The sequence below is a fragment of the Pseudomonas sp. GM33 genome (genome assembly GCF_000282295.1).
Classification (GTDB): domain Bacteria; phylum Pseudomonadota; class Gammaproteobacteria; order Pseudomonadales; family Pseudomonadaceae; genus Aquipseudomonas; species Aquipseudomonas laurylsulfatiphila.
In genome coordinates this window covers 56618-79073 of sequence record NZ_AKJO01000182.1, presented here as the reverse complement: position 1 = coordinate 79073, position 22456 = coordinate 56618, and the positions used below count along the sequence as shown (strand labels likewise).

General features: G+C 53.7%; 18 protein-coding genes and 1 tRNA gene. 6 read left to right on the top strand and 13 right to left on the bottom strand.

The features are described from left to right. Positions 1-217: 217 nt before the first annotated feature. Together PMI26_RS31515 and PMI26_RS01700 are read right to left on the bottom strand one after the other, a co-directional pair. On the bottom strand, positions 218-712 hold the full coding sequence (locus tag PMI26_RS31515) for a hypothetical protein (protein WP_157222291.1): 495 nt from the start codon (positions 710-712) through the stop codon (positions 218-220). Next, on the bottom strand, positions 696-947 hold the full coding sequence (locus PMI26_RS01700) for a hypothetical protein (RefSeq protein WP_007980275.1): 252 nt from the start codon (positions 945-947) through the stop codon (positions 696-698). Before PMI26_RS01700 ends, PMI26_RS31515 begins: the two co-directional genes overlap by 17 nt. Positions 948-1130: 183 nt before the next feature. On the opposite strand from PMI26_RS01700, the gene PMI26_RS31510 reads away from it, so the two are divergent. Then, positions 1131-1301: a hypothetical protein gene (locus PMI26_RS31510; RefSeq protein WP_007980273.1), complete on the top strand. Its 171-nt coding sequence runs from the start codon at positions 1131-1133 to the stop codon at positions 1299-1301. Between the two features lie 318 nt (positions 1302-1619). Here the strand turns inward: PMI26_RS31510 and PMI26_RS01705 are convergent, their stop codons facing one another. The 3 genes from PMI26_RS01705 to hhe form a co-directional block, all read right to left on the bottom strand. Continuing rightward, positions 1620-2717, bottom strand: a complete 1098-nt coding sequence (locus PMI26_RS01705; protein WP_007980269.1) for an endonuclease NucS domain-containing protein — start codon at positions 2715-2717, stop codon at positions 1620-1622. 113 nt (positions 2718-2830) lie between these two features. Further along, complete coding sequence (locus tag PMI26_RS01710; RefSeq protein ID WP_007980267.1) at positions 2831-3430, bottom strand: hypothetical protein; 600 nt, start codon at positions 3428-3430, stop codon at positions 2831-2833. A 66-nt stretch (positions 3431-3496) separates the two neighbouring features. Beyond that, a complete protein-coding gene (gene hhe, locus PMI26_RS01715) occupies positions 3497-9232 on the bottom strand; it encodes a DUF4011 domain-containing anti-phage protein Hhe (protein ID WP_238540852.1) in 5736 nt (1911 codons plus the stop codon). An 879-nt stretch (positions 9233-10111) separates the two neighbouring features. On the opposite strand from hhe, the gene PMI26_RS01720 reads away from it, so the two are divergent. Beyond that, positions 10112-10834: a hypothetical protein gene (locus tag PMI26_RS01720; protein ID WP_007980263.1), complete on the top strand. Its 723-nt coding sequence runs from the start codon at positions 10112-10114 to the stop codon at positions 10832-10834. A gap of 44 nt (positions 10835-10878) precedes the next feature. After that, positions 10879-11658, top strand: coding sequence for a hypothetical protein (locus PMI26_RS01725; protein WP_007980261.1), 780 nt, complete (start codon positions 10879-10881; stop codon positions 11656-11658). Between the two features lie 196 nt (positions 11659-11854). Here the strand turns inward: PMI26_RS01725 and PMI26_RS01730 are convergent, their stop codons facing one another. From PMI26_RS01730 to PMI26_RS0129980, 3 genes are all read right to left on the bottom strand, one after another. Continuing rightward, positions 11855-12211 carry a DUF805 domain-containing protein gene (locus tag PMI26_RS01730; protein WP_007980259.1) on the bottom strand — a complete coding sequence of 119 codons (357 nt, stop codon included), beginning with the start codon at positions 12209-12211 and terminating at the stop codon, positions 11855-11857. Positions 12212-12355: 144 nt separating this feature from the next. Beyond that, positions 12356-12640 (bottom strand): hypothetical protein, encoded by a 285-nt coding sequence (locus PMI26_RS01735; RefSeq protein ID WP_007980257.1) that lies wholly within the window; start codon positions 12638-12640, stop codon positions 12356-12358. Positions 12641-12692: 52 nt separating this feature from the next. Beyond that, entirely contained in the window at positions 12693-13016 is a 324-nt protein-coding gene (locus PMI26_RS0129980) for a hypothetical protein (RefSeq protein WP_007980255.1), read from the bottom strand. 846 nt (positions 13017-13862) lie between these two features. Here PMI26_RS0129980 and PMI26_RS31565 point away from each other — a divergent pair. From PMI26_RS31565 to PMI26_RS01740, 3 genes are read left to right on the top strand one after another with little or no spacing between them, the layout of a single operon-like run. Further along, positions 13863-14123, top strand: coding sequence for a hypothetical protein (locus tag PMI26_RS31565; protein WP_007980253.1), 261 nt, complete (start codon positions 13863-13865; stop codon positions 14121-14123). After that, positions 14107-14997 carry a tyrosine-type recombinase/integrase gene (locus tag PMI26_RS0129975; protein ID WP_033048451.1) on the top strand — a complete coding sequence of 297 codons (891 nt, stop codon included), beginning with the start codon at positions 14107-14109 and terminating at the stop codon, positions 14995-14997. The genes PMI26_RS31565 and PMI26_RS0129975 overlap by 17 nt, the downstream gene beginning before the upstream one ends. Next, positions 14994-15626: a hypothetical protein gene (locus PMI26_RS01740; RefSeq protein ID WP_007980248.1), complete on the top strand. Its 633-nt coding sequence runs from the start codon at positions 14994-14996 to the stop codon at positions 15624-15626. The genes PMI26_RS0129975 and PMI26_RS01740 overlap by 4 nt, the downstream gene beginning before the upstream one ends. Positions 15627-15903: 277 nt before the next feature. Here the strand turns inward: PMI26_RS01740 and PMI26_RS01745 are convergent, their stop codons facing one another. The 5 genes from PMI26_RS01745 to PMI26_RS01760 all read right to left on the bottom strand — a co-directional run bounded on the left by PMI26_RS01745 (position 15904) and on the right by PMI26_RS01760 (position 22378). Beyond that, on the bottom strand, positions 15904-16986 hold the full coding sequence (locus PMI26_RS01745; protein ID WP_007980247.1) for an AAA family ATPase: 1083 nt from the start codon (positions 16984-16986) through the stop codon (positions 15904-15906). Further along, on the bottom strand, positions 16983-17252 hold the full coding sequence (locus PMI26_RS0129970; RefSeq protein WP_007980245.1) for a hypothetical protein: 270 nt from the start codon (positions 17250-17252) through the stop codon (positions 16983-16985). Before PMI26_RS0129970 ends, PMI26_RS01745 begins: the two co-directional genes overlap by 4 nt. A 117-nt stretch (positions 17253-17369) precedes the next feature. Continuing rightward, positions 17370-18434, bottom strand: coding sequence for a site-specific integrase (locus PMI26_RS01750; protein WP_007980243.1), 1065 nt, complete (start codon positions 18432-18434; stop codon positions 17370-17372). A gap of 105 nt (positions 18435-18539) precedes the next feature. After that, positions 18540-18616 (bottom strand) — tRNA-Ile (locus tag PMI26_RS01755). Positions 18617-18631: 15 nt separating this feature from the next. Further along, complete coding sequence (locus PMI26_RS01760; protein ID WP_007980241.1) at positions 18632-22378, bottom strand: bifunctional diguanylate cyclase/phosphodiesterase; 3747 nt, start codon at positions 22376-22378, stop codon at positions 18632-18634. Positions 22379-22456 lie beyond the last annotated feature (78 nt).

Sequence of the window (22456 nt, the reverse complement as noted above, 5' to 3'; positions counted from 1 at the left end):
CGAGGGAAGCCTGGAAGGACCGACTTTTTCAACACAATCGGCCAAAAGCAGCCAATAAACGGACACTAACGCTCAATTTCACTGGAGCTCCGCCACGTATTATTTTTGGCGGAGTTCCTGAGCAAAATTCGACGCTAGGATATTGATTGGGGCTTAATTAAGTTCCGACGCTTTACTTGATTGCAAAGGCTGTCCATGTAGTTAGCTGCACTATGGATTAGAATGCTTTTTTAGCAACAGCACACTGCCCCTCAGCGCTACCAAGAGATAGATTTTGCTTATATGCTCCGGTATTGAATAATACAGTTTCAACTGTATTATTGCTTCCCGTATTTTCTATGCGCAAGATAAGCTTGTCTGGCTCTATGACAAGCTGACTATATATGGGGGCTTTGTCGTCACCGGTGCTTATTTCGCCCCTTTCAAGTGTGTAGGTGAAAGGCTCTTCCTTAACCTTCGTGACTTTGTCGCCCAGTTTCGTAACGATGAACGTTTTCCGTTCTTTGCCGCTCATTCCCGGAACGAGACTTGAAGAATATCCTTCGCACACTAGGAGAGTTTCCGATGCTTCCTCTTTTGCTTTTCGTGCAGCGTCTTCTTTTAATTGCTTCTCTGAAGGACCGCATCCCGACATTGAGAAACAGATAAAAGCGGCAGTTACAAGTGATCCAAATCCACTAGGCGTTACCCTACACTTAGAACCAGTATTCATTTTTCCCTCCCTTGTTACGCCTGCTTTGCAAGATTTTTATGTTTAGATTTGACGTCGGAGCATTCTTCTTGTTTGAGTTAGAAAGAATGGCATCAATCGATGATGGAGCATATTCACAGCCCTCATCCTTGACAATATTCATTTTCTTCATCCAGTCCTTGAGATCTTGAGTTGTGAATGGCTGAATTAAATGACCAGCTTCGACTGCTTCATAGATTTGTTTGATCAGAGGCATGTGGTGTCCTTGAAAAACCTTTCGGCAATGGTTTGCTCCGCTGCCTAGCTATAGTGGCTCAATGTTTTCGCTGCTGCTAGCGCATAACGCTCCTTGCCCATACGCCCCCTTTTGAGCCTATTGGTGTTGGTGCCCCTTGCTCTGGCTGGCCATCCTCGTTCTCCCTCATGTGGAGGAAAAGTCATGAACACCACCACCGAGGGTGAGTCGTCCATGATCTCCCAGACACTTGGTGACCGCTCTTGGCCGACTCTGTTGAAAAAGTCGATTTCTGAGAGAGCTGCTTGTAGGCATCTCAAGAAACACTTGATTTCGGCGTTGTTACGTAAAAATCAAGGCAGCTCCGTCTTCTGAGCGAACCATATTTCAACGTCGCTCACGCTTTTTCATGGGCAAAAATCGCGACGGGACTTTTTCAACAGAGTCGGCCGAAAGCAGTCGGCGATGACAGGCAGAAATCGGCCAGGAGCGGACTGTGATCACAAGACGAGGGTGGGCCGTTACGCTATTGGTTCGGATAGTTTCCGGCAACAGGTATAGGGCCGGGTTAAGGAGACTCAAATGGACGTGAAGCGTGAGGTTGCACTGAGCTTGCGGTGGCTGGGCTGTAGGACAAAAACATCGGCGCTGGTGCCGACCTTGAAAATTCCTGGCCGGTTAAATGCCAACCTCTTAAGTGACTGCTACCGCTTCAAATAGGGGGAACCGCTGCTTCAACCGCTCAATCGTCCAACGCCACTTCGGCGTACTTGGACGACAAACCGTATTCTGATTACCAAACATCCCGATCTCACGTACCGCCTGACTCACAGGAACGGTGTCCAACCATTGGATTGGAACGAAGTACTCACATCGCTCAGGATCATCCACAAACTCGGCGTGGTACTTAGCGCGGGTCGCAACCTCAAGCACAGGTCGCTCAACCCCCTCCTGTATCACCGTAAAATCCTTTGCCGGTGCGGCTGTACCGAGAACCCGCCCAACGCCGACATAGCCTTGTTGCGGAACATTGACCCAGACCCGATCGCCTGGAGCCAGCAGCTGCAAAGTCTTGCTGTACCATGCACCGCCGCCGCCGGCAATGAAACCAAACTCGACGGCATCAGCCCATGAGCGCGAGACAGAGTCACCGAACGAGCAATAGAATTCACCATTCCAGGGCTCGCTGTGCCCTTCACTCGTCGACACCGCATTCACTTGGGTTTGCACAGGATCGAGTAACCAGGATCTGCTCAGCAGTTGCTGATCGCCAACCTGGAAAATCTGAAAGCAAAGCACGTTGATTGGAATATCTCGTTTGCTGAGGTATTCAACAATTCGCTCACTACTGGCATCCAACACCGTGGCGACAATGATCAGCTGATGACTTTTGTTCAGGTCATCGTCATCCAATACCCGTCCAAAGCGAGCCTGAAAATCTACATCCAGGCTGCTTTCAGGCCGAAAGCGTTTGTAGATTGCCGCGATTTCGTCGCCACGTAGACTTTCAACCCACGCGGCATAGTCGAGGGTTTGGGCAACGACCTCGCGAGGCGTGCGGTCGCGTTTGAGCTCGATCAACACCAGAGCTCCATCAGGAGCGATGGCTAACAAATCAATTCGGCCCCCCATTCCGGTGTTTTCTTGCCTGCCTATCAGCATCCATTCATCCGAGAGGATGCTGGGAGAGCTGATGATCATCTCTTCCAACAGCTGCTCACTGGCCAATCGGCTTTGGCGAAGCTTGTTAGGCACAAGGCCCACGGTCCAGACGTCCGTTTTGATTGGCACGATGAGAGCCCCCTTAATGTTTTTATTAACGAAATCAAACACTCATTTGTTGAGAAGCGGAGAGCTAAACCTCCCTGCTTCCATAACCTATATCCGACAAAAAAGATTAGAAATCAAAGAAGATCCAATACAGTGCTTTCATTGTATTTTCGCTCTTCAGTTTCGTACTCAATAGATGAATACTCTATTGACAGATCGCACTGATAGCTCTCCCCTGCCAACGACAAACAAATTTTCGTCGCGCCATCAACCCAAGTGGTAAATCGCGACATATGACCGGCGCTTACAGCCATACCCCAACTTTGATAATCATCCTGATAAAGGTCGTTGAGCCAGTACTCGTTATTACTGTCTGGCGCACCGTACTTTTTCTGAAGCATCTCTTTAAACTCATCAAACTTCGACAAGTATGTATTATCATTGGCAAATTTTTGATTGAAGACATATTTACCCCGAACCAATATATCATTCAATAAAACGAACAGCACTAGGCACTCATTCCCACCAAGCGCCGACTCAAACCCCAAATAGCCCTCACCCTCCAGCCAAGAGGCATTTGGCTCGGACTGTTTTATATTTAATCGGTGCGTCCCCCAAGAAAGCTTCCGAAAACTATTACCTGCACCTGAGCTGGCCACAATACTCGTTTGATATTCCCAAGTTCCGTCTTCATTAAGTACGACCTTTCGACCATCAGCTGCAGTAGCAAACATTTCCCAACCTCCTAAAACCAAAAAATTGAGCACACAATTCTTCCCATTACAAAAGCAGCTTGAAGCTCACTGCCCACCAATCAGCATCAGTACATCATCAATGTAACGACCTTCTGCGCTATGGGTTCCGTTGCGCAAGTACCCAGGGATCATCTGTTGAAACTCAAGACGGTCTGAAGGCTGAAACTCTAGCAATGCTTCTAACATCGCAGGTCTCAACAAACGCTGGTGATCAGGCACATCAGGTAGCTTCGAGCGAATGACATTTTCGTCAAGCCAAATTAGCTTCTCTCGAAGACTGTGCCCCCCCTCGATAGTTATACGTTCAGCATGCTCGCTCTGCTCGTCGGCTACTTGCTGTATGGCTAGTTCTTCCGAATCCTCAACCGGCACTTCGGCCATTTCTACCGGCTCGGTTCTCAACCGCGCCAGTTCTTGAAGAATCGGCTCAATCTGTACGCGAGCATTACGGAACCAATCCACCGACCAAATGCGGCGAATATTCCACCCCAATTGCTCCAGTACGCTTTGGCGTAAGCGATCACGGTCACGCGCCGATTTGGCCGAATGGTAGGCAGCTCCATCGCACTCGATCCCCATCAGGTAACGGCCAGGTTGCCCAGGATCGCGGACGGCCAAATCGATGAAGAAACCAGCCACACCAACCTGCGGCTCGCACTGATAGCCATGGCGCGCCAACATCTCAATGACTGCCACTTCGAAATCACTGTCGGGCGCACGATCGTTTTCTTTGATGTGAGGCATCTGGCCAGACTCAGCAAAATGCAGAAAATCACGCAGTGCCTGCACGCCTCTACTGGAGGTCCCAGTTACAAGGACATCGGTTGAGCCAAACGAGGAGAAAACCTGCATGCGCTTCTTCGAACGGGTATAGAGCACGTTCAAACGCCGCCATCCGCTGGCACCGTTGATTGGGCCGAAACGTTGAGGAACGCTACCACCTACCTCCATTGGACCGTAGGTCCCGGAGATGTAAATAACATCTCGTTCATCACCCTGAACGTTTTCCAGGTTTTTGATGAACAGCGGCTCATCCTGACTCTGATTACGGTCCAGCGCGACTTGTAGCTGCGGGCTCTGTTTAGCCAGATGCTCAAGCACCCGCTCGATCTGGTCAGCCTGTTTGACGTTCATGGCCACGACACCCAGCGATTCATCAGGGCGATGAATCACGTGGTGTTCAATGGCTTTGGCGACAACCTCCGCCTCTTCCAGGTTGCGCTGTTCGACAAAACGCCCGCGCGGCACTCTGACAAACTTGACGCCGAACTCTGCAGACTCACGGTGCGGTGATGGGTACACCACCAGATTGCTTTCATAGAAGGCTTTGTTAGAGAAGGCGATCAGGCTCTCGTGGCGAGAACGATAGTGCCAACGTAAACGTCGCAGTTTGAACAGCGGCATGGCAGCTTCCAAAATGCTTTCCGAGTCCTCAGCTAACGAAGCATCGGTTTCGTCGGTATCCGAATCGCCGCCATTGCGTGAGAAGAAGTTCGTAGGTGGCAGCTGTTTCGGGTCTCCCACGACCACTAACTGCTTGCCCCGGGCGATGCTTCCCAATGCCTCTTCCGGGCGCATTTGAGAGGCTTCGTCCATCACGACCAGATCGAATTCGACGTGCCCTGCGGGTAAGTATTGAGCGACGGCCATTGGCGACATCATGAAGCAGGGCTTGAGGCCTTGCAGGGCTTCAGCCGCACGATTCATCAAGCTACGGATCGGTACGTGCCGTGTCTTTTTCTCGGCCTCACGTTGCAGTAGGGCCAATTGCGTGAAGTCTCTGACCGCTCCATGGCTATTTCCGACAGGGATATTGTTTTGACTGATACGCGATGAAACCTGTTCGCGCTGAAGACGCTTGAGCTGCTCATCGATTTCCGCAAAACGAGCGCGGATAGCCTCCTGCTCTTTGCCCGAAAACTGGCCCAAGTCGGGATTTAGCTCAAGGACTTTCAATGCCCAGCTATCAAGAAGCCCTAGCAGGCAGGCATCAACGCAGCGCTCAGATTCCAGTTTTTGCGTCTCGATTGCTTCGACGACTGTCTCAAACCCCAACTCAACCAGACGCAATCGCAAGCGACGGTACTCGAACCAATGGTCGAGCAAATCAGGGTTTTGAGCTGCCCAGGCCAGACGGCCAGCCATTGGCTCGAAATCTTGTTTCTCGATGGACTGCCACCATTGACCAGCAATAACTGCAGCACTTTGGAAGAATGACGCGATCGACTGTTCCCAAGTCTCTACAGCGAGCGCGAGAGTTTTAGCTTGTTGATGCCAATGAAGAATTAGGGACTCGGCTTCTTTTGACGTGCAGGCGGTCAAGCGCGGAATGAGAATATCTCGAATCGGCAATGCCAGAATGGGCTGAACAAAGGCAACGGTATGCCGCCAACTCGTCAAGCGAGGTCGTGCCGCAGAAAGATTGTCTATCCGAGGAAGCTCTTCATCCTGCAGGCAAGTCTGTAGTACCGCGTCGTTTTGCAAGGCTGCCGAACGGGCCTGCCAACTTTCCACCGACTGAATCAGCTGAAGCATTTGCCCCATGGTTGGCTGCTCTTCGCTGATGACGGGTAACAAAGAGCGCAGTGCGGTTCCGACGTCCTTGATCAGGCGAACATACAGGCCCTCTGAGGAGAGTAAGTCTTCTGAACGCAAATCATGACTGTCAAAGGGCAACAGTTCTTCCAGATCCAGCCGATGATCCAGAACATCCAACAAGTAAGGTTCAAGCTCCGCACTATCAGTCGCAACTTTGGCCAGATGCTCGCTATCTACCTTGAGCAGGTACTCCGCGATCCATACCTTTGCTCCAAACCCCCGTCCGCATTCAGTACGCAGGAGCTTGTACCAACCCCGAATACGCTTGAGCGCATCGATGGGAGTATCAAGCCCTTTGAAGTGCTCACCCAGCTTCTCGGCGAACACTTTGCTTTCATTCAGTTGACTGTATTTTTTCAGATAAGCGATGACATCTGGCAAGCTCACCAGAAGCTGGTTCAGCTTGAGCCCTGGTCGCGCCATAGTCAGGATTTCGGCCTTCGCAGAGCGCCATTGCCCCTTGAACCAACGGAAAAGTGATTTGTCCGCCAGAACCCGACTCAAATCTTCCAGTCGTGTATGACTGGGCAATCGATCCAGAGTGAAATGATTCGCTGCCTGCTCCTGCAACTGCTTGATGACCGGAATGTCGCTATCCAACTCTGCGACCAACTCATCCAAGCTCTCATCTTCGAAGCGCTTATGCCGAAGAGGTGCTAAATCTTCGGGCATCGCCGCAAGCATTTGCAGAAAAAGCACCAGTTGCTCAATCCCGACCAAATCGCTTCGCAAACCTTGAACCGCAGACTCTTCCGATAACAGCCGAATCAGCATTTGGGCGCGTGGAGCAAGTTCCAGCAACTCCTCAGCCTCTTCGATCACATCGAGCAACGCATTGAGGGACAGGGCCTCATCGCTGTTATGCAAACGAATGGCCGCGCAGGATTTTTTGATTGACGCGATTGCTTGCCCAGAGCCAATAACATCGGCGCGCAGCGATCGAGCCAGGTCAACTTGCTCGTCCAACATGGAGTCCATACCTTGCAGCCAGAGCTTCAATGCCTCGCAAGACTCGATATCAAGTCGCCCCAACAGATCCCAATCCTCGTCACCTTTAGGTAGCGCAAGAACCGGAATTGAAGCGGCCAAACTTCGAAGCTGATCTGGGCTGTAGGTTTCCAGAACAGCTACTTGTAGCTGCTCCGCTAATTGAGGTCGAAGAGCGGCTAGGCCACTCAGTGCCTGCTGAGCCAAGGAAAGACTCTCTAGAAGTGAAGAGCGCTCTGCGCCAGTCACACGAGTTTTGGTGCTACCAAACCATGGGTGCGTCTCAAGTTTGCCCGCGCGACCAGCTTCCTCAGCCGTCTTGCGATAGATGTGTGCATAGAAACCGGCCTGTTCTTGCAGGTGCGCTTTATCGATTCGCAGGTCTGACTGCGGATGGAGATCGGCCGGTTTAATCGACAATGCCTCACGCAATCGAGTTGCCTGCATGAGTACTTCGTGAATACTCATGCCCGACTCTTCGAATTGGGCATGCAAGTGATGTACGTGCTTATTGAGTTGCTGCTTCAATCGCTCATAGTTGGCTATCAGATCCGTTAACTGCTTGGGCGAGCGGTAGCCGCCACTATTCTGAATCCGTTGGCGAATGCTATCGATGACAGCGCTTTTTTGACTCTTATGGCTGTGCAACTCCAGACAAAAATCGCCCAAACCGGCTCTGGTCAGTCGGGTCTTGACCACCTCAAGCGCTGCGCGCTTCTCGGCAACGAACAACACTTTTTTACCTTGAGCTAGCGCCGCTGCAATCATGTTAGTGATGGTCTGAGACTTACCGGTGCCTGGTGGCCCCTCAATCACAAGATCATCACCGCGAATCACATCTATCAAGGCACTGTGCTGTGAGCTGTCGGCATCGTCGATCAGAGGAAACTGCAGGTGCACTTGTTCGATATCGTCGATTGAATGCTCGACGCAAAAGGCGCCTTGCTTTCCTGACGAATCAGCCGGTAAGCCGTCCATCCCTGTAAGCCGTTTGAGCAGACCATGATCCAGCAACGATTGGTCTTTCCAACGACCTGGATCAAGGTCGAGATACATCATCAACTTGCCAAACTCGAACAAGCCAAGCGAAGCGAAGCGATGAACCTTCCAGTCAGGTTTGACCTTCAGCACCGTTTCAACAATGCGTTCGAAATACTCCTCGGGCGTGCTGTCGTCGGTAATCCGCGGTAGTGCAATACCAAAATCGACGCGAAGCTTTTCTCGCAATGACAGGTTGGTAAGAATGTCTTCGCCAGTAGGATGTACGCGGTATTCGAATGTCGCGGTTTGAGGGTTGAGCTTGCCTTTCTCCAGGTTCACTGGCACCAACATCAGGGGCGCCAGACGGGTGCTGTCTTTCCCCGCGACTGATTCATCCCACTCCAGAAACCCGAGCGCAAGATAAAGGATGTTCGCCCCTGTCTCCTCGAGGGCTGATCGCGACTGGGTATACAAAACCTGTAACCGCGACTCCATCTCTGCGGGGTAATAAAGTGTCTGAATCGCATCGTCAGAGTGCTTGGCGGGCTGCCCGCTTTCAGGGGGGCGTGGCAGCTCGTAGCTGGTCGCCATGCCCAGAATCTGCGCCCAAACCTCAGCTGTCGGCTGTTTTTTCAACTCGACGACTGCACCAGTCTTCTCGTCCACCTTTAAAAAACCATGTGTAAGAAGTTGCCTTTCCGTTGGTTCGGGTACAGCAGCAAATCGCATAGCTTTTTCATCTGCCAGAGACTCAAATAGGTGATCTGGCAGTTCATCTATGATTCGTACGAACCGCTTGGAGCGTGCATGCGAAAAATTCAGCAGCCTGTTGCGGGCGCTGAGGTCAAGTAGTCTGCTTCTCAGTTTCTCCAGGCTATCCGGTATCACGCTTGGGGGGGTATCAAGGTCATCCCAATCGGTAGGCGGCTCAGGATCAACGGACTTCGAGTATTTTTTGGCCTCTGTATCGAATCGATAAACCGATCCACCGCGACCAGCCCCTTTATTGAGCACCCCCTTGTTAATGAGCTCATCGCGAAGGCTCCAGTACTCTTCCTCAGAGATGGAAAAATTCTGAAGCTCAGCTCGACGGTCAATCCTGTCACGGAGTGTTTTGTTGCCGACGGCCGTCCCGTCTGCCGGGACCCATTCCAGTATCCATTTCTGAACTAGTTCATATCGCTGGATAGCCAATGATTCAGGGCCTGAGTTCACGTCAATCACCGCTATTTTTTTGGCTACTGCCTATTGGATTTTTCTGGGCACGATGAACCGATGCTCAGCTTGAGCGGGCCGCGATTACAAAAGAGGCTTTAAGGGTCACTGCCGATAGTTCGGAGCGCAAGATGCCATCCCTGGAAAACAGCGGTCTGCCTGAAATTTGATGGATGTCACAATATCCAGCACGTAGAGCAAGGTAAAGGCAAAGTGCCTTAACGCAGCACAATCCCCTGCTTTCTCGACGATTGGTTGTTAGCCCGACCCTACGCTTGTTGAGAATAGTGGTGCCAGGCTTTTTAGTTGAGCACCTGCAACAGACTCACGCGAAATCACCAAAGCCCTTGTCGTAATGTGCGAATTTGAGGCAGAGGTTTGGCCGAATCAACGCCAGACTCGCTAACTACATGACCACAACCAGAGCAGCTTTGATCCGCACCGGGGTCCGGGGGTCGTTGCAGGCTCCCCCCCATCATACTGACTGAGAGGTAATCTTCGCCCTGCAAGCGTTAGGCATAAAAAAGCCCCGCCTTAACATTGCCTGACGGGGCTTACTTTTTTCCTGCTGCTGCCACCCTGCTGTCACAGAAAAACTGAACTGTCAGGACTTTGGCTGGAGAGACCCGGAATATATGGTGTCCCAGGGCAGGTTCGAACTGCCAACCTTCCCCTTAGGAGGGAGGTGCTGTCATCACTCGCTTCACAACCGAACGTGTCACATATAGGCAATGCTGAAAGGGCTCCCCCGGCTAGCCTGCAAGCGCTGGAAATAATGGCATCGCCATTAATCTCTCTGAATATCATAAATTAATCATTTACCGTGTCATATTGTGACGCTAACCTCTGCTCACAACTTACTGATCGAGAGCAGAAGCGATGAGCACCTACTGGCGTAACCAGTTCGAAAGAAACTTCATCCCAACCGAAAAAAAACTCGCCTTGGACGATATCCTCCAAGAGGCTCAGGACGCCTATTTGGGCTGGATGGGAGCTTCACTGACCATGTTTCATGACCGGTCTGATGAAGGCCAGTCTGATAACGGCGAAGTTGATGAGGCCAAACTGAAGAGCCTCGATCAGTTTTACCTTGGTGAAGGTCGAGTGCGTAGCGCCGCCAATGATTGCTACGACTACGCGATCAATGGGCGACTCAAGCTGGCCAGGGATGGGATAGAGCAAACCAAGATGAACGACGCCTGGAACTGCTTGGCCCTTTTAGTGCTATCTGCACGACCAGGAATCGAGGTGTTTTCGCCACGAATCCGAGGCCGCGAAATGCTTTTACCGACAGGACTCGAACACGTCCTTTTCCATGCGTTGGTAAGAGCCCGCCTAGACTTGGATACCCATCCGAAATTTGAAGATGAAGAGGCGGTACCGATGTTCTTGTCCGGAGAGGACAACAGCGGCTACCTGACGCTGAAAGACATCGCGCTACTGGGTCAGATGTCGGAACGCGCCGTGCGCAATGCCGCCCAGCCCACGGCGGCGGATCGGCTCTACACCCGTAAGGAACAGAACCAGACGGTGGTCGACTCTGAAGAGGCATTGCGCTGGCTGAAAGGTCGTCGGGGGTTTGTTGTCACCCGTGCGGATTAACGCTCACTTACCTAACCCAATCGCCATCGCCAAAGGACATCACCATGAGCCTCGAACAGTTCAGCCGCCTGCTTTCAACCTCCACCCATAATTTTGCCACGCTGCCCGCCGAACTCTTGCTCACCTCAGAAGGCAATCTGCAGACCTTTTATGCTCCGTTTGATCACGTCAATGCTGGCGCTCGAGTCGTGTTGTGCGGCATCACGCCGGGCTTGCAGCAGGCCAGCCGTGCCCTGGATGAAGCTCGTCAGCAACTGCAGGCAGGCGCCTCCATCGAACAGGCCAAACAAGCCGCCAAGGAAACGGCCAGTTTCGCCGGCGCGATGCGTAACAACCTGATCGCCCTGCTGGATCACATCGGGCTGCAGACGTTGCTAGACATTGATAGCTGTGCACGCCTGTTTAGTACACACCGGCACCTGGTGCACTACACCTCGGCGCTGCGTTACCCGGTGTTGGTAGACGGCCAGAATTACAGCGGCAGCCCGGCCATGCTCAGTCGTCCCAGTTTGCGTCACCAAGTGGAAACGCACTTGGCGGAAGAAGTCCGGACACTTGGCCCCCAGTGTCTCTATATCCCGCTCGGGCCCAAGGTCACTGAGGTGTTTCAGCACTTGCAAGCGCGAGGCCTTTTGAAAGCCGAACAGATTTTGGATGGCCTGCCGCATCCCTCGGGCGCCAATGCGGAGCGGATTAGCTACTTCCTTGGCAGCAAAACGCGGGAAAAGCTGTCGAGCAAAACCAACCCTACCGTACTGGACGCCGCCAAAACCCGGCTTCTGGCCAAATTGGCCACGCTGCAGAGTGAGAGTCGTATGGGCTAAAGATTACGAGGACGCTCGCCGTTATTCGGGCTGTCCTGTCAGGTTGTTGTGGTCACCGCCTGGGGTGGGGCGGAAGTACCCCCTCTCTCTCGTTGCTGGGCTTGCCCAGCTTACTGCTCAGCAGTCAGGCGGCCCTGGTATTCAGAGCCGCTTTTTTTTGCGCGGGTATGACACGTTGCGGGTATCTGCGACAGCGTTAATCACGGCAAGGTCCATACTCAGTGGTCTTCGGATAGCTCTTCCGGAGAAGCATAAGAAAAACGATCGCCGGGCCGACGTAGGGCACAATCAGTAAAAAGAGGAATCTTTTACGCAAATATGCGTCGTTCACACGCTGAATCATTGGGCCGAAGATGTAGAACATCAGCATAAAACACACGACGTTTAACAGCAGACCGCCGCCATTAACGGCCAACGGCTTAAGCACCTTATCAAGCACATACAACACCCCCCAATTGAAGATGAAGTACGGCCAAAATTCTTTACGTGTCATACGTTCGTTCATGCGCCCTACGCGTATCATATAGTTGCAGTAGCCTTTAATTGGGTTCATCAATTTGAACTCCTTTCAATTTTTCTTATCACCCAATGATCGGTTGCCTGGGCGTTTAGAGAAGGTGTACCTAGCTCGCTCGATGCCGATCTCAGACTTGGCATTTCCCGGCGGGTGAGTTCCCGCATCGTCCAAGTCATTACATCAGCGGCCTGCTGCACCAGCCATGCTCTGCAGAATCGTTATGCGCTGACGATCATCAATCCCTTGCAAGGCATTGAGCCTGGCAGCAATTAGCTCAGCCTCAACAAACGAGCTGATGGTTGGATGGTGGAGAGAAACGGGGGCAAAGAAGCCCTGACCGATTGCGACCAAGATCGGAGTATCGAAGTGCTTCACTGCGACATGTGCGACGGCGCCGAGGCGGGTCAGTTGCCTGTCGAGCTTGAGCACCAGATCGCTGGAAATGTTGTGAGGTTGAATAAACATACAGGCTCTCCTAATGATGAGGGGGCTGCAGCTTTAGGGCGATTGGGGTGTGTCACCAGCTCCATCCTGGAAATAACGGAAGCAACTGATTTCCGGCGTAGCTTCCGAGTACAGCCGTGTTGAAAAACACCACTTCGCGCTCCCAGGCAGGCAGGGCTTTGAGCGCGCCGGCATAAGAAAATAGTGCAGCGCCGATCAGCAACACGAACGACACCACTTGGGCACTGAGCAGCAAATCGAGCGGGTTGCTATCGACCTTGGCCATTGGGAGCCAAGCGCCACCCGCAGTTAGGGCAAATACAAAAAAGCAGGCTGCGACTACAACAAAACGCCACCGCGTCAACGACAGACCGAAAATACGAATTTTCTGATTCACAGAACACCTCCAAGGCGAAGTGACAGGGGAGGTGGCATCGTGTTGCTGGTTTAGCTGTGTCACCAGCCTATTTTTCCACCTCGATCAATGGAGCGCACTCATCGCAGATCAACTCATACGGTCGCATCGTGAAAGATCGTAGTAGTTGCGGGCGACTCCACCCCGGATACATGAACGGTGAATCCCCATTCTCGGGATCGGCTCGGTATGGCCGAAACTCCCTTGATCGTTAGCGTGTCACGATCCTTGGCATGCCACTTTCGTACGGACATTGGGGAGATATGAGCCCGTAAGCGTTCATGTATTTCCTGTTGGTTCAGTGTTGCACGTACCCCCGCTATGTCAGGCTCGCAGGCTCACCTGTACATAGCGGGGGCTCTCGCTTTCAACTATTTCGCGCACAGAATCACTTGCATATCTCCCGCGCATTTTTGCAAACGCAGATGGCGCGATGCGTCGTGCATCGTTATTGTGAGTTCGTTGACCGCCAACTGACGAGCATCAGTTCATGGCACCGCCCATGTAAAAACCGAGACGCCCACAGCCATTCTGTGCGGCATGGCTACCTCATCAGCTGTGATAAATGGATGGGGTCAGGTATGTGGACTGACAAACCCGCAACGAGCTGACCGCTCGATAATTAGGTCAAATGGCGAGATCAGTCCGAGCCAGCAGATAGTGCAAACAGGGGCGAACAGGCGAATAGCCGCTGAGACCGACACGTCGGCCAGGTGTTCTTACAGATCTGTAGTACATGCGCACGCACTGTGCGTTTTTGACACCCTATTCGGTTGAAAGCTTCTGGCCGCTCAATAAGCTCCTCCTGTAAATACACAGGAGAGCGCTATGAGCCAATCCAGCTTTGACCCCATTGCCGAATCCGCTCGGTTACGCAAAATTACCGCTGCACGACGCAAAACCAAATATCGCCACTCTCGACTCGACCGCTATGCCGGTGAGCTCATACAGCTGCGCAAAGCTGGGGCAACCATTGCCGAATTACAGCGTTGGTTGCGAGAGCGTCGCGTGGTTGTCGTCCATGCGACTGTAGCCCGGTGGATGAAGCGTCAAGTGGCTGGGGGTGCGAGCAATGGGCAAATTTGCTAGCCCTGTCAGGCAGGCCGTTGCCGTTGTGAAGAGACTTCAGGGCCGAGATGGCATACTTAAATCCATTGGTACAGTCAGAAACTACCAAGCCGCCTTAGCTAGAGTCGCTGAATGGATGAAAGCTGAGCGGCTTCCCGTAGGATTGCAAAGCCTCACTAGCCAACAAGCTCTTCATTATCTGGAGATGCGGTCTCAGTCGGTTGGGCAAAGCGCGCTGAACTTGGAGCGCCAAGCCATCCAGGCCATGTTCCAGCATCTCACCCATGAGCTAGCGGTCGGACATACCCTACCCGTTGTAAAGTCTGAGCTGGATCAAGCTCTGAAGTCGCGCGCCTACAAGTGCGAGCAGGTTGCATTGGTCGCATTAGCTCAGCAGCAACGTAATGCCATAGCGACGGAAATTGCTTATGCAGCAGGTCTACGCGCGCACGAACTCTTAACTCTGCGTAGGGCCGATGAGCGTATCGCTGATCCCCGGCCGGCACGTATAGAAAAATTCCAAGGGCGAACGGGACTGCTCTACACAGTTCAGGGCAAAGGAGGCCTCGTTCGCCAGGTAATCATCTCGTTGGCGCTGGCCGAGCGCCTTGAAAGCCTGAGCCTCGATACACCCCGGCGGGTGACCGATCGGGGTGTCCATTATCAGCAGTATTACGACATAGCCGGTGGGCATCGTTGGTCCTCCAGCTATAGCGCGGCCTCGACTCGTGCGCTGGGTTGGTCTGCAGGTGCGCATGGGCTTCGTCACAGCTATGCGCAGCAGCGCATGGCTGAACTTCAGCTCGCGGGTTTGGAGCGGGTTATCGCACTAGAAACGGTGTCACAGGAGCTCGGTCATTTCCGTCCAGACATTACCGAGGTGTATCTACGATGAATAAAAACATCCGGAATTTCTATGTTTTGATAGCTGAGCTGACCACTCCCTCTGTGATCATCGCTTTGCTGTTACTCGGTGTGATTGCCATTTTCCCATCCCTCAAGATGCAACTCCAAATCATGCGTCTAGATGTGTGGGTAGACCAGCACTGGGAAAAGAGGGCGTATGGTTGGGATATTTTGTGGCATGCAATGCCTCTCATGCTCCTGATCGTCACGATCTCCATCTTGATCGGTGCATCAATAGGTATCGTCATTTACGAAGCGCGCGCTGGTAGGGATTACCGAAATCGATTGGAGCAAGCGAAGCAACGTTACTTGAATGCTGAAAAAATCGGTATTGAGCGTGCGAGGCAACAATTGTATGACGAGTTTGCCAGCATCAACGCACGTGAAAAGGAGTGTAACCAGCTAGTAAATGATGCGATGTGGCGGGCAGAGGTAGCAGAACGGCAGGCGCAAGCCGCTGAGTGGCTGCTGGCTCGTAACAAGGAGGAGTTGGCAAAACTAGAAGCTAGGAAATCAAATGCTCAAGGAGCGGCAGAGCGGCACAAGCGACGTAATCGTCAACCCCCCAAAATTGACGATTACAGCGATTACGGCGGCGATCCAACCCCTAGAAGATGAATGGCTGTCGCCTCATGTCGGCAGTAGCTGACGTGAGGCGGGGGCAGTAAACCCTTCACTAAATAAAAAAGCAGGCATAGAAAGGAGCTGCACCTTAGGCCCAGTCATATCAATGCGCCATAGGCTACGAATGAATCCTTTGAGCACTAGATGTTCGGCAAAAACTTGTCAGGTGGCCGCTCATCATTCGTGCCCACACCACACATTGATGCCCACCATTTCTGGTGGGCATCAATGTGTTTTTAAGGGCACGAATAGTGATTTGGACGGTTTGTTTTTACGGCATAGACCAATAGGTGGTCATCTCCCTGCCAAAACCCTCGCGGCTGGCAATAACCCCCAGCTTTTCACGAGCACTCCGTGTTTGCTTTGTGGTGTACCCATTCTCTGCCATCAATTTTTTAGCCTCCTTACCGGTGATCGGACCATCCCTGAGAATTCGGCACAACGCTCCGCTTGGGTTGTCATCTGATACAGCATCACCATCCGAGCACTCAATCTCGGCCAAAATGTCACCAGCACTACCCTCGACTGATTCTCCCCACATGACACGTGTGGTTTCGATATCGTTTATCACTGTGCAAGTCTCAATGATGTATCTGACCCCGCCCTGGTCATCACTGATATTGGATTTGGCACGAGCCAGAACCCGGATGTCGGAATTTGCGGATTTGGCTGCAACAAGGACGGTCCGGGCAAGCGCGCTAAACGCCTGACTACCTATCACGCGGTCAGCAGGAGACGATGCGCCGCTACCTTTACTGAAATGGGAAATTCCAAGTACGGCGCAGTTATGGGCTTCTGCAAAATCCACAACCACTTGCAATGAACGACGAACATCGTTCGCCTTGTTCATGTCCCCACGTACCAGGCCAACCATGGGATCTAGCAAAAGCAGGGATACCCCTCCAATACGCGCTGAAGCTTCGCGAAGTAGATCAAAGTTGGTTGCGGGATCAAATGTATCTCGCTCGCCAAGGGCGCTGATACGACCATTAATGAAATGTACGCGTGTCAAATCTGCATCTGCAGCTATTAGACGAGGGACAAGGGTATCTGCGTGATCGTCCTCGCTACTCCAGATCAATGCATTACCGCACTCGTTACAACGGCTTCCATCTGGCCAATATTCACCCCTCGTCAAGCAGCTGATTAGCCCAATGGCCAGGGTTGTTTTGCCTGATCCGCCGGCCCCGGCCAAAACAGTAAGTTTTCCTTTCGCTAGCCATTGAGGCCACAGCCAACTGATGGACCTCGGCGTGATGGATGCAGCAGATGCGAGTTCCGCACTCCAGAGCTGGGGAGTGGGTTTTCCATCAATGGCAGGATGGATATCACCCAGTCTCAAGATAGAGGTCATACTGGCACCTCGCCTGCCAGTAACAGTGCAAGATCCGCAGCGCGATAATAGTTGCGGCGACCGATTCTGACGCGTGTGGCGTTGATCGTGTCAGCGAATTGGCCGGGCTGAGTAAGGCTCCACCGCAAGCCCTGTTCGCTGCGGTGGAGCATTTCCGCAAGGTGTACCGTAGTAAGGAGGGGACCGAAGCGATCGATGAGATCACGCTCGAATTTTTCTACAGATTCTGACCGTTCTGGTTTTTGTGACTGTTTGAACTGTTTCATAGTGAAATCCTCCAGTGATTTTACTAACAGTCCTTACGTACCCCCCAAAAAACGGCCTTTTTCTGGCGCTGACGCAAAAAAACTTCGTAAGACGACCTTGTACATGTACAAACTTTCTTAAACTCGACTTTTCTCCAAGCAATCCAAGCGTTCTACCAAGTCTTCTGCTCGAAGATGGGTGTAGCGCTTGAGCATCTGCATCGACTTATGGCCGCTGATCGCAGAAACCTCTTGGTCCGACAGCCCCGCTTCAACTAGCCGACTTACAGCTTCGTGCCGCAGGTCATGAAAACGGAAGTCCCGCATTTTCAATTTCGTTTTCAGGGTTCCCCAAACCTTAGTAAATGCATATGGGCGACGCTTTTTGTCTCGACCAGGCTCGCCGAAGAAGACCAAATCACAATCGATGGGTCGAACGGGGTTGTTCATCGCAGACTTAATAGCTTCTGTGGCGAATCGGTTCAGGGGCACGGTTCGAGCCGAGTCGTTTTTCGTATCTCTGAGCCTCAAGACTCGCTTTTCTAAGTCAACTTGGTGTCGCCGTAAGGTCGAAATCTCAGAAGCCCTCATGCCGGTTTCCAGAGCGATACGCACAATCCATCCCAACATTGGATTGCTGTGAGCGTTCACAGCATTGATCAGTCGGAGCTCTTCATCAGATGTCAGCCTTCGAGCTCGACCTTCACCAGGGCTTGGCTTACGAATGTTGAGTACGGGGTTGAATGTAAGGCCCACTCCCCACTCTTGGATTGCGACAGTGAAAAGATGACTGAGCAGCGCTAGCTCTAGGCGGACGGTGTTGTTGCTGATGTTTCCCTTATGGCTGGATTCGCTCAGGCGCTTATCACGAAACCCGGCGATGATTTCAGCTGATAGCGCTGCGAGGGAATATTTTCCTAGGTGCTCAACCAGCTTTTTAGCTTTGGAGGCTTCGCCACGCTGAGTGGTAGGTTTTTTGGTGGGAGTGACGTCGCTCAGATAACGCTTCAGGGCAGATTCAAGCGTCATCCGTTCTGAACCACTGCGCTGGATGTAAACGCCTCTGACCATTTCGTCTTCGGTGCGTCTTGCCCAGTCTTCAGCGTCGCGTTTTGTGCGGAAAGTCTTAGAAGCAGTCGGCCAGCCATTTTTACGAATGACCGCTTTCCATGTCCTTGAAGGGGTTTTTACGAGGGTTGCCATACGTTCTCCGAGGGAAGATCGGTACGGACTGTACCGAAACTGTACCTCGGGAACATCTGATTGGGGCGTCAAAACCTGCAGCTGAGCTGCAGGCCTTGATTCATATGGTGGGCCCACACGGACTTGAACCGTGGACCAAAGGATTATGAGTCCTCTGCTCTAACCAACTGAGCTATAGGCCCTCAGTAGGTCGCGGATTATAGCGACGGTTTCGCGGCTGTGCTATCCGAAAAAGCCATTACGGTTGTACGAAGAAATGTCGCGGCGAATTCTTCGGCGGGCAAAGGCAGGCTGACGATGTAGCCCTGGATCTGTTCGCAACCCTCGGCGGCGAGGAATTGCTGTTGCGCCTGGGTCTCGACGCCTTCGGCAATCACGGTGAATTGCATGCTGCGTCCGAGGGCGATGATGGCGCGTACGATCGCCGCATCGTGGGGATCGTCCGGCAGGCCGCGGACGAAGGACTGGTCGATCTTGAGGATGTCCAGCGGCAGGCGCTTGAGGTAGCTCAGGGACGAGTAGCCGGTGCCGAAGTCATCGATGGCCAGTTGCACGCCCAGATGTTTGAGTTGATGCAGCACCGCCAGCGCTTCTTCGGCCTGGCTCATGATGAAGTTTTCGGTGATTTCCAGTTGCAGGAATCCGGGGTTGAGGCCGTTGTCCTTGAGTAACTGTTCGATGCGGCCCAGCAGGTTGGGCTGGCGCAATTGGGCGCCGGCAAGGTTGACCGACAGCGGGCCGGGGCTTTCGTACAGGCGGTGCCATTCGGCCATCTGCCGGCAGGCGGTTTCCAGGACCCAGTCACCGATTTGCAGGATCATGCCGTTTTCTTCAGCCAGCGGGATGAAGTGTTCTCGCGGCACGTCGCCAAAGGTCGGGTGGCGCCAGCGGATCAGGGCTTCGGCGCCGACCAGGCTGTAGTCGTCGAGGCTGATTTTCGGTTGGTAGCACAGGTGCAATTCGTTGCGCTCGATGGCGCGGCGCAGTTCATGTTCCAGCGCCACGCGTTCGCTGGCCTGGGCGGTGAGGTCGCGGGTGTAGCTTTCGACGCGGTTGCGGCCCTTGGCTTTGGAGCGGTACATCGCCGCGTCGGCGTTCTTGATCAGCGTGGCAACGTCGCAGCCATCCTTGGGATAGAGGCTGGTGCCGATGCTGGAGCTGATGAAAAACTCGTGTTCGCCGGCCTGGAACGGCGCGGCGAAACAATTGAGCAATTTGGTGGCGATGTTGTCGGCATCACTGGATTGTTGCAGGCCCGGCAGCAGGATAATGAACTCGTCACCACCCAGGCGTGCCACGGTGTCGATGTCACGCAACTGCTCCTTGAGACGTACGGCAATGCCCTTGAGCAGCAGGTCGCCCACCGGGTGGCCGAGGCTGTCGTTGATGTGCTTGAAGCGGTCAAGGTCGAGGAACAGCACGGCGCCCTGGCCGCCGTTTTCCTGCTGGTTGTTGAGTGCCGTCAGCAAGCGGCTTTCGAACAGCGTGCGGTTCGGCAGGCCGGTCAGCGGGTCGTGGTGCGCCTGGTAGTCGAGCTTGGCCTGGGCATGCTTGAGGCTGGAGATGTCGGCAAATACCGCGACAAAGTGGGTGATGAACTTGTCACGGTTGCGCACGGCGCTGATGGTCAGCCAGCTCGGGTACAGCTCGCCATTTTTGCGCCGATTGGAAATCTCGCCCTGCCAATGACCTTCGGCAGTCAATTGATGCCACATGGCCGCGTAGAACGCGCTGTCATGCAAGCCCGAAGCGAGCAGCCGTGGCGTGTGGCCCAGCGCTTCGCTTTCGCTGTAACCGGTGATTTCGGTGAAGGCACGGTTGACCGCACTGATGTGCTGTTGGGTATCGGTGATCAATACGCCTTCGGCGGTGCTTTCGAACACGGTCGCGGCTTGTTGCAGTTTTTCCTGCATCAGGTGCCGCTCGGTGATGTCCCGGGCGATGGTCAGCATGCAGTCGTCATCGCCGATCGGCAGCGGACGGCTGGACACTTCACAGAGGCGGATCTGCCCGTCGCTGCGGCGGATATGGCAACTGAAGTCGCGGACAAAACCGTCCCGATGCAGCAGGTCGAGCATTTGTTTGCGTTCATTGAGATTGACCCAGATCCCCAGATCCAGCACCGAACGATCCACCGACATGGCGCTGTTGAAGCCGGTGATGCGACTGAAACCCTCGTTGACCTCCATCAGCAAGCCGTCACTTTGCCGCGACAGCAGCAGGCCGTCGGGGGACGCATGGAAGGCCTTGGCGAACTTCTCTTCGGACGTTTGCAGTTGTTGCTGGGTTTCCTTGAGCTGGGTGATGTCCCGCACCACGACCACCAGCGCCGGTGTCATGTCGAGGTCGAACGGTTCGGCGGAGATCAGCCCGGTGAACACCTGGCCGTTGCTGCGACGAAAGGGCATTTCCAGGTTGCGGATGCTGCCGGCCTGCAAGCGTTGCAACAGACCCGGACCAACGCCGGGAATCCCCCAGATGTTCAGGTCGGTGGCGGTCAGTCCAATGACGTCCTCGGCCTTGAGGCCGATCTGTTCTTCGAACGCTTCGTTGACCTCCAGCAGGCAACCGTCGCTCAGGCGGGCGATCACCAGAATGTCAGGGCATTGCTGGAACACGGAAGCGAATTTCTGTTCCGACAGGCGCAGCGCTTCTTCGGTGCGCTTGGCGTCGGTGATGTCGATCATCAATCCGCGCATCACCGGCTCATGCCCATGCTCGATCAGGCTGACGATGTCGCGCACCCACAGGCAGCGCCCGTCGGCGGTGATCACCCTGTAATCGAGGCGGTGATCGCGCCCGGCCAGCACTTCGTGATCGCAGAAAGTCTGGGCACGAATCAGGTCGGCGGGGTGAATGATGTTGCGCCAGAAACCCGGAATCAGCCAATGGGAGAGGGGATAGCCAAGAAGATCTTCGGCGTGGGGCGATACATAGCTGTAGGTGTAGTCGGTGACCCTTGCCTCCCAGGCGATGGCCGACAGGCTCTCTACCAGGCCGCGATAGTGGTACTCGCTGCTGCGCAGTTCCTGTTCAAGATCGACCCGGCGGGCGATTTCCGAACTCAAGCGGCGGTTGATGCGGATAACCGCCGCCAGCACCAGGGTCAACAGCAGCAATCCGGGCAGGCCATACACCAGCAGGTCATTCCAGAAAGTTCGATGATCAATGACGTTACCGACCCAATGCTCCTGAATGGCGCTGATTTCGGCGGGGCTCATGTCCGCCAGGACTTTGTCGAGAATGCCGACGAGAATTGCGTTGTTGCGGGGTACGGCCATGGCCAGTTGATAGCGATAGGGGGTTTCACCGCTGACATACAGCCCATCGAGCTTGAGTTGGCGCAGGCTCCAGACGCTGGACGCCAGATCGCCCACCACCGCATCCACTGCACCTGTGGCCAGCGCCTGTAACGCCGAGCTGACGTTCGGCATCGCCACCAGGTTCAGGTCGGGATTGTGGGTGCGCAGCAGTTCGTGGGGGGCATAGTTTTCCACCACGGCGATTTTCAGGCCATACAGGTCTTGCAGGTTGTGTGGCTGGGCGCCCCTGACATGGGCCAGGATGACGATCGGAAAATCCAGATAGGGGCGGGTGAACGACAGGTATTTCTGGCGTTCCGGGGTCGACATGATGCCCGGAAGCAGGTCGATTTTGCCCTTTTTGGCTTGTTCCAGGACGGCGGTCCAGCTCACCGGCTCAATGGGCGTGAGCCGGGTTTTCAGCCTTTGGCGAATAACCTCGATGTAATCCGCGGCAAGGCCCTGGTAACGGCCCTCATCGTCGCGAAACTCGAAGGGCGGCCACGATGCATCGACACCCAGGCGCAAGTCCGGGTGAGCCGCCAGCCAGCTACGTTCATCCTCAGTTAGAGTCAGCGCGCCAGCCGTTGCGGTCCAGGTCATCAGCGACAGCAAAAAAAGCACGGTCGGCAGTCTGGGCATAACGGTCTCGTTATGGCTCTGGGGAATGTTTCGAGTGTAGACGGGCTACAGGGCGGAGGGGAGGTGTGGAGATATTAA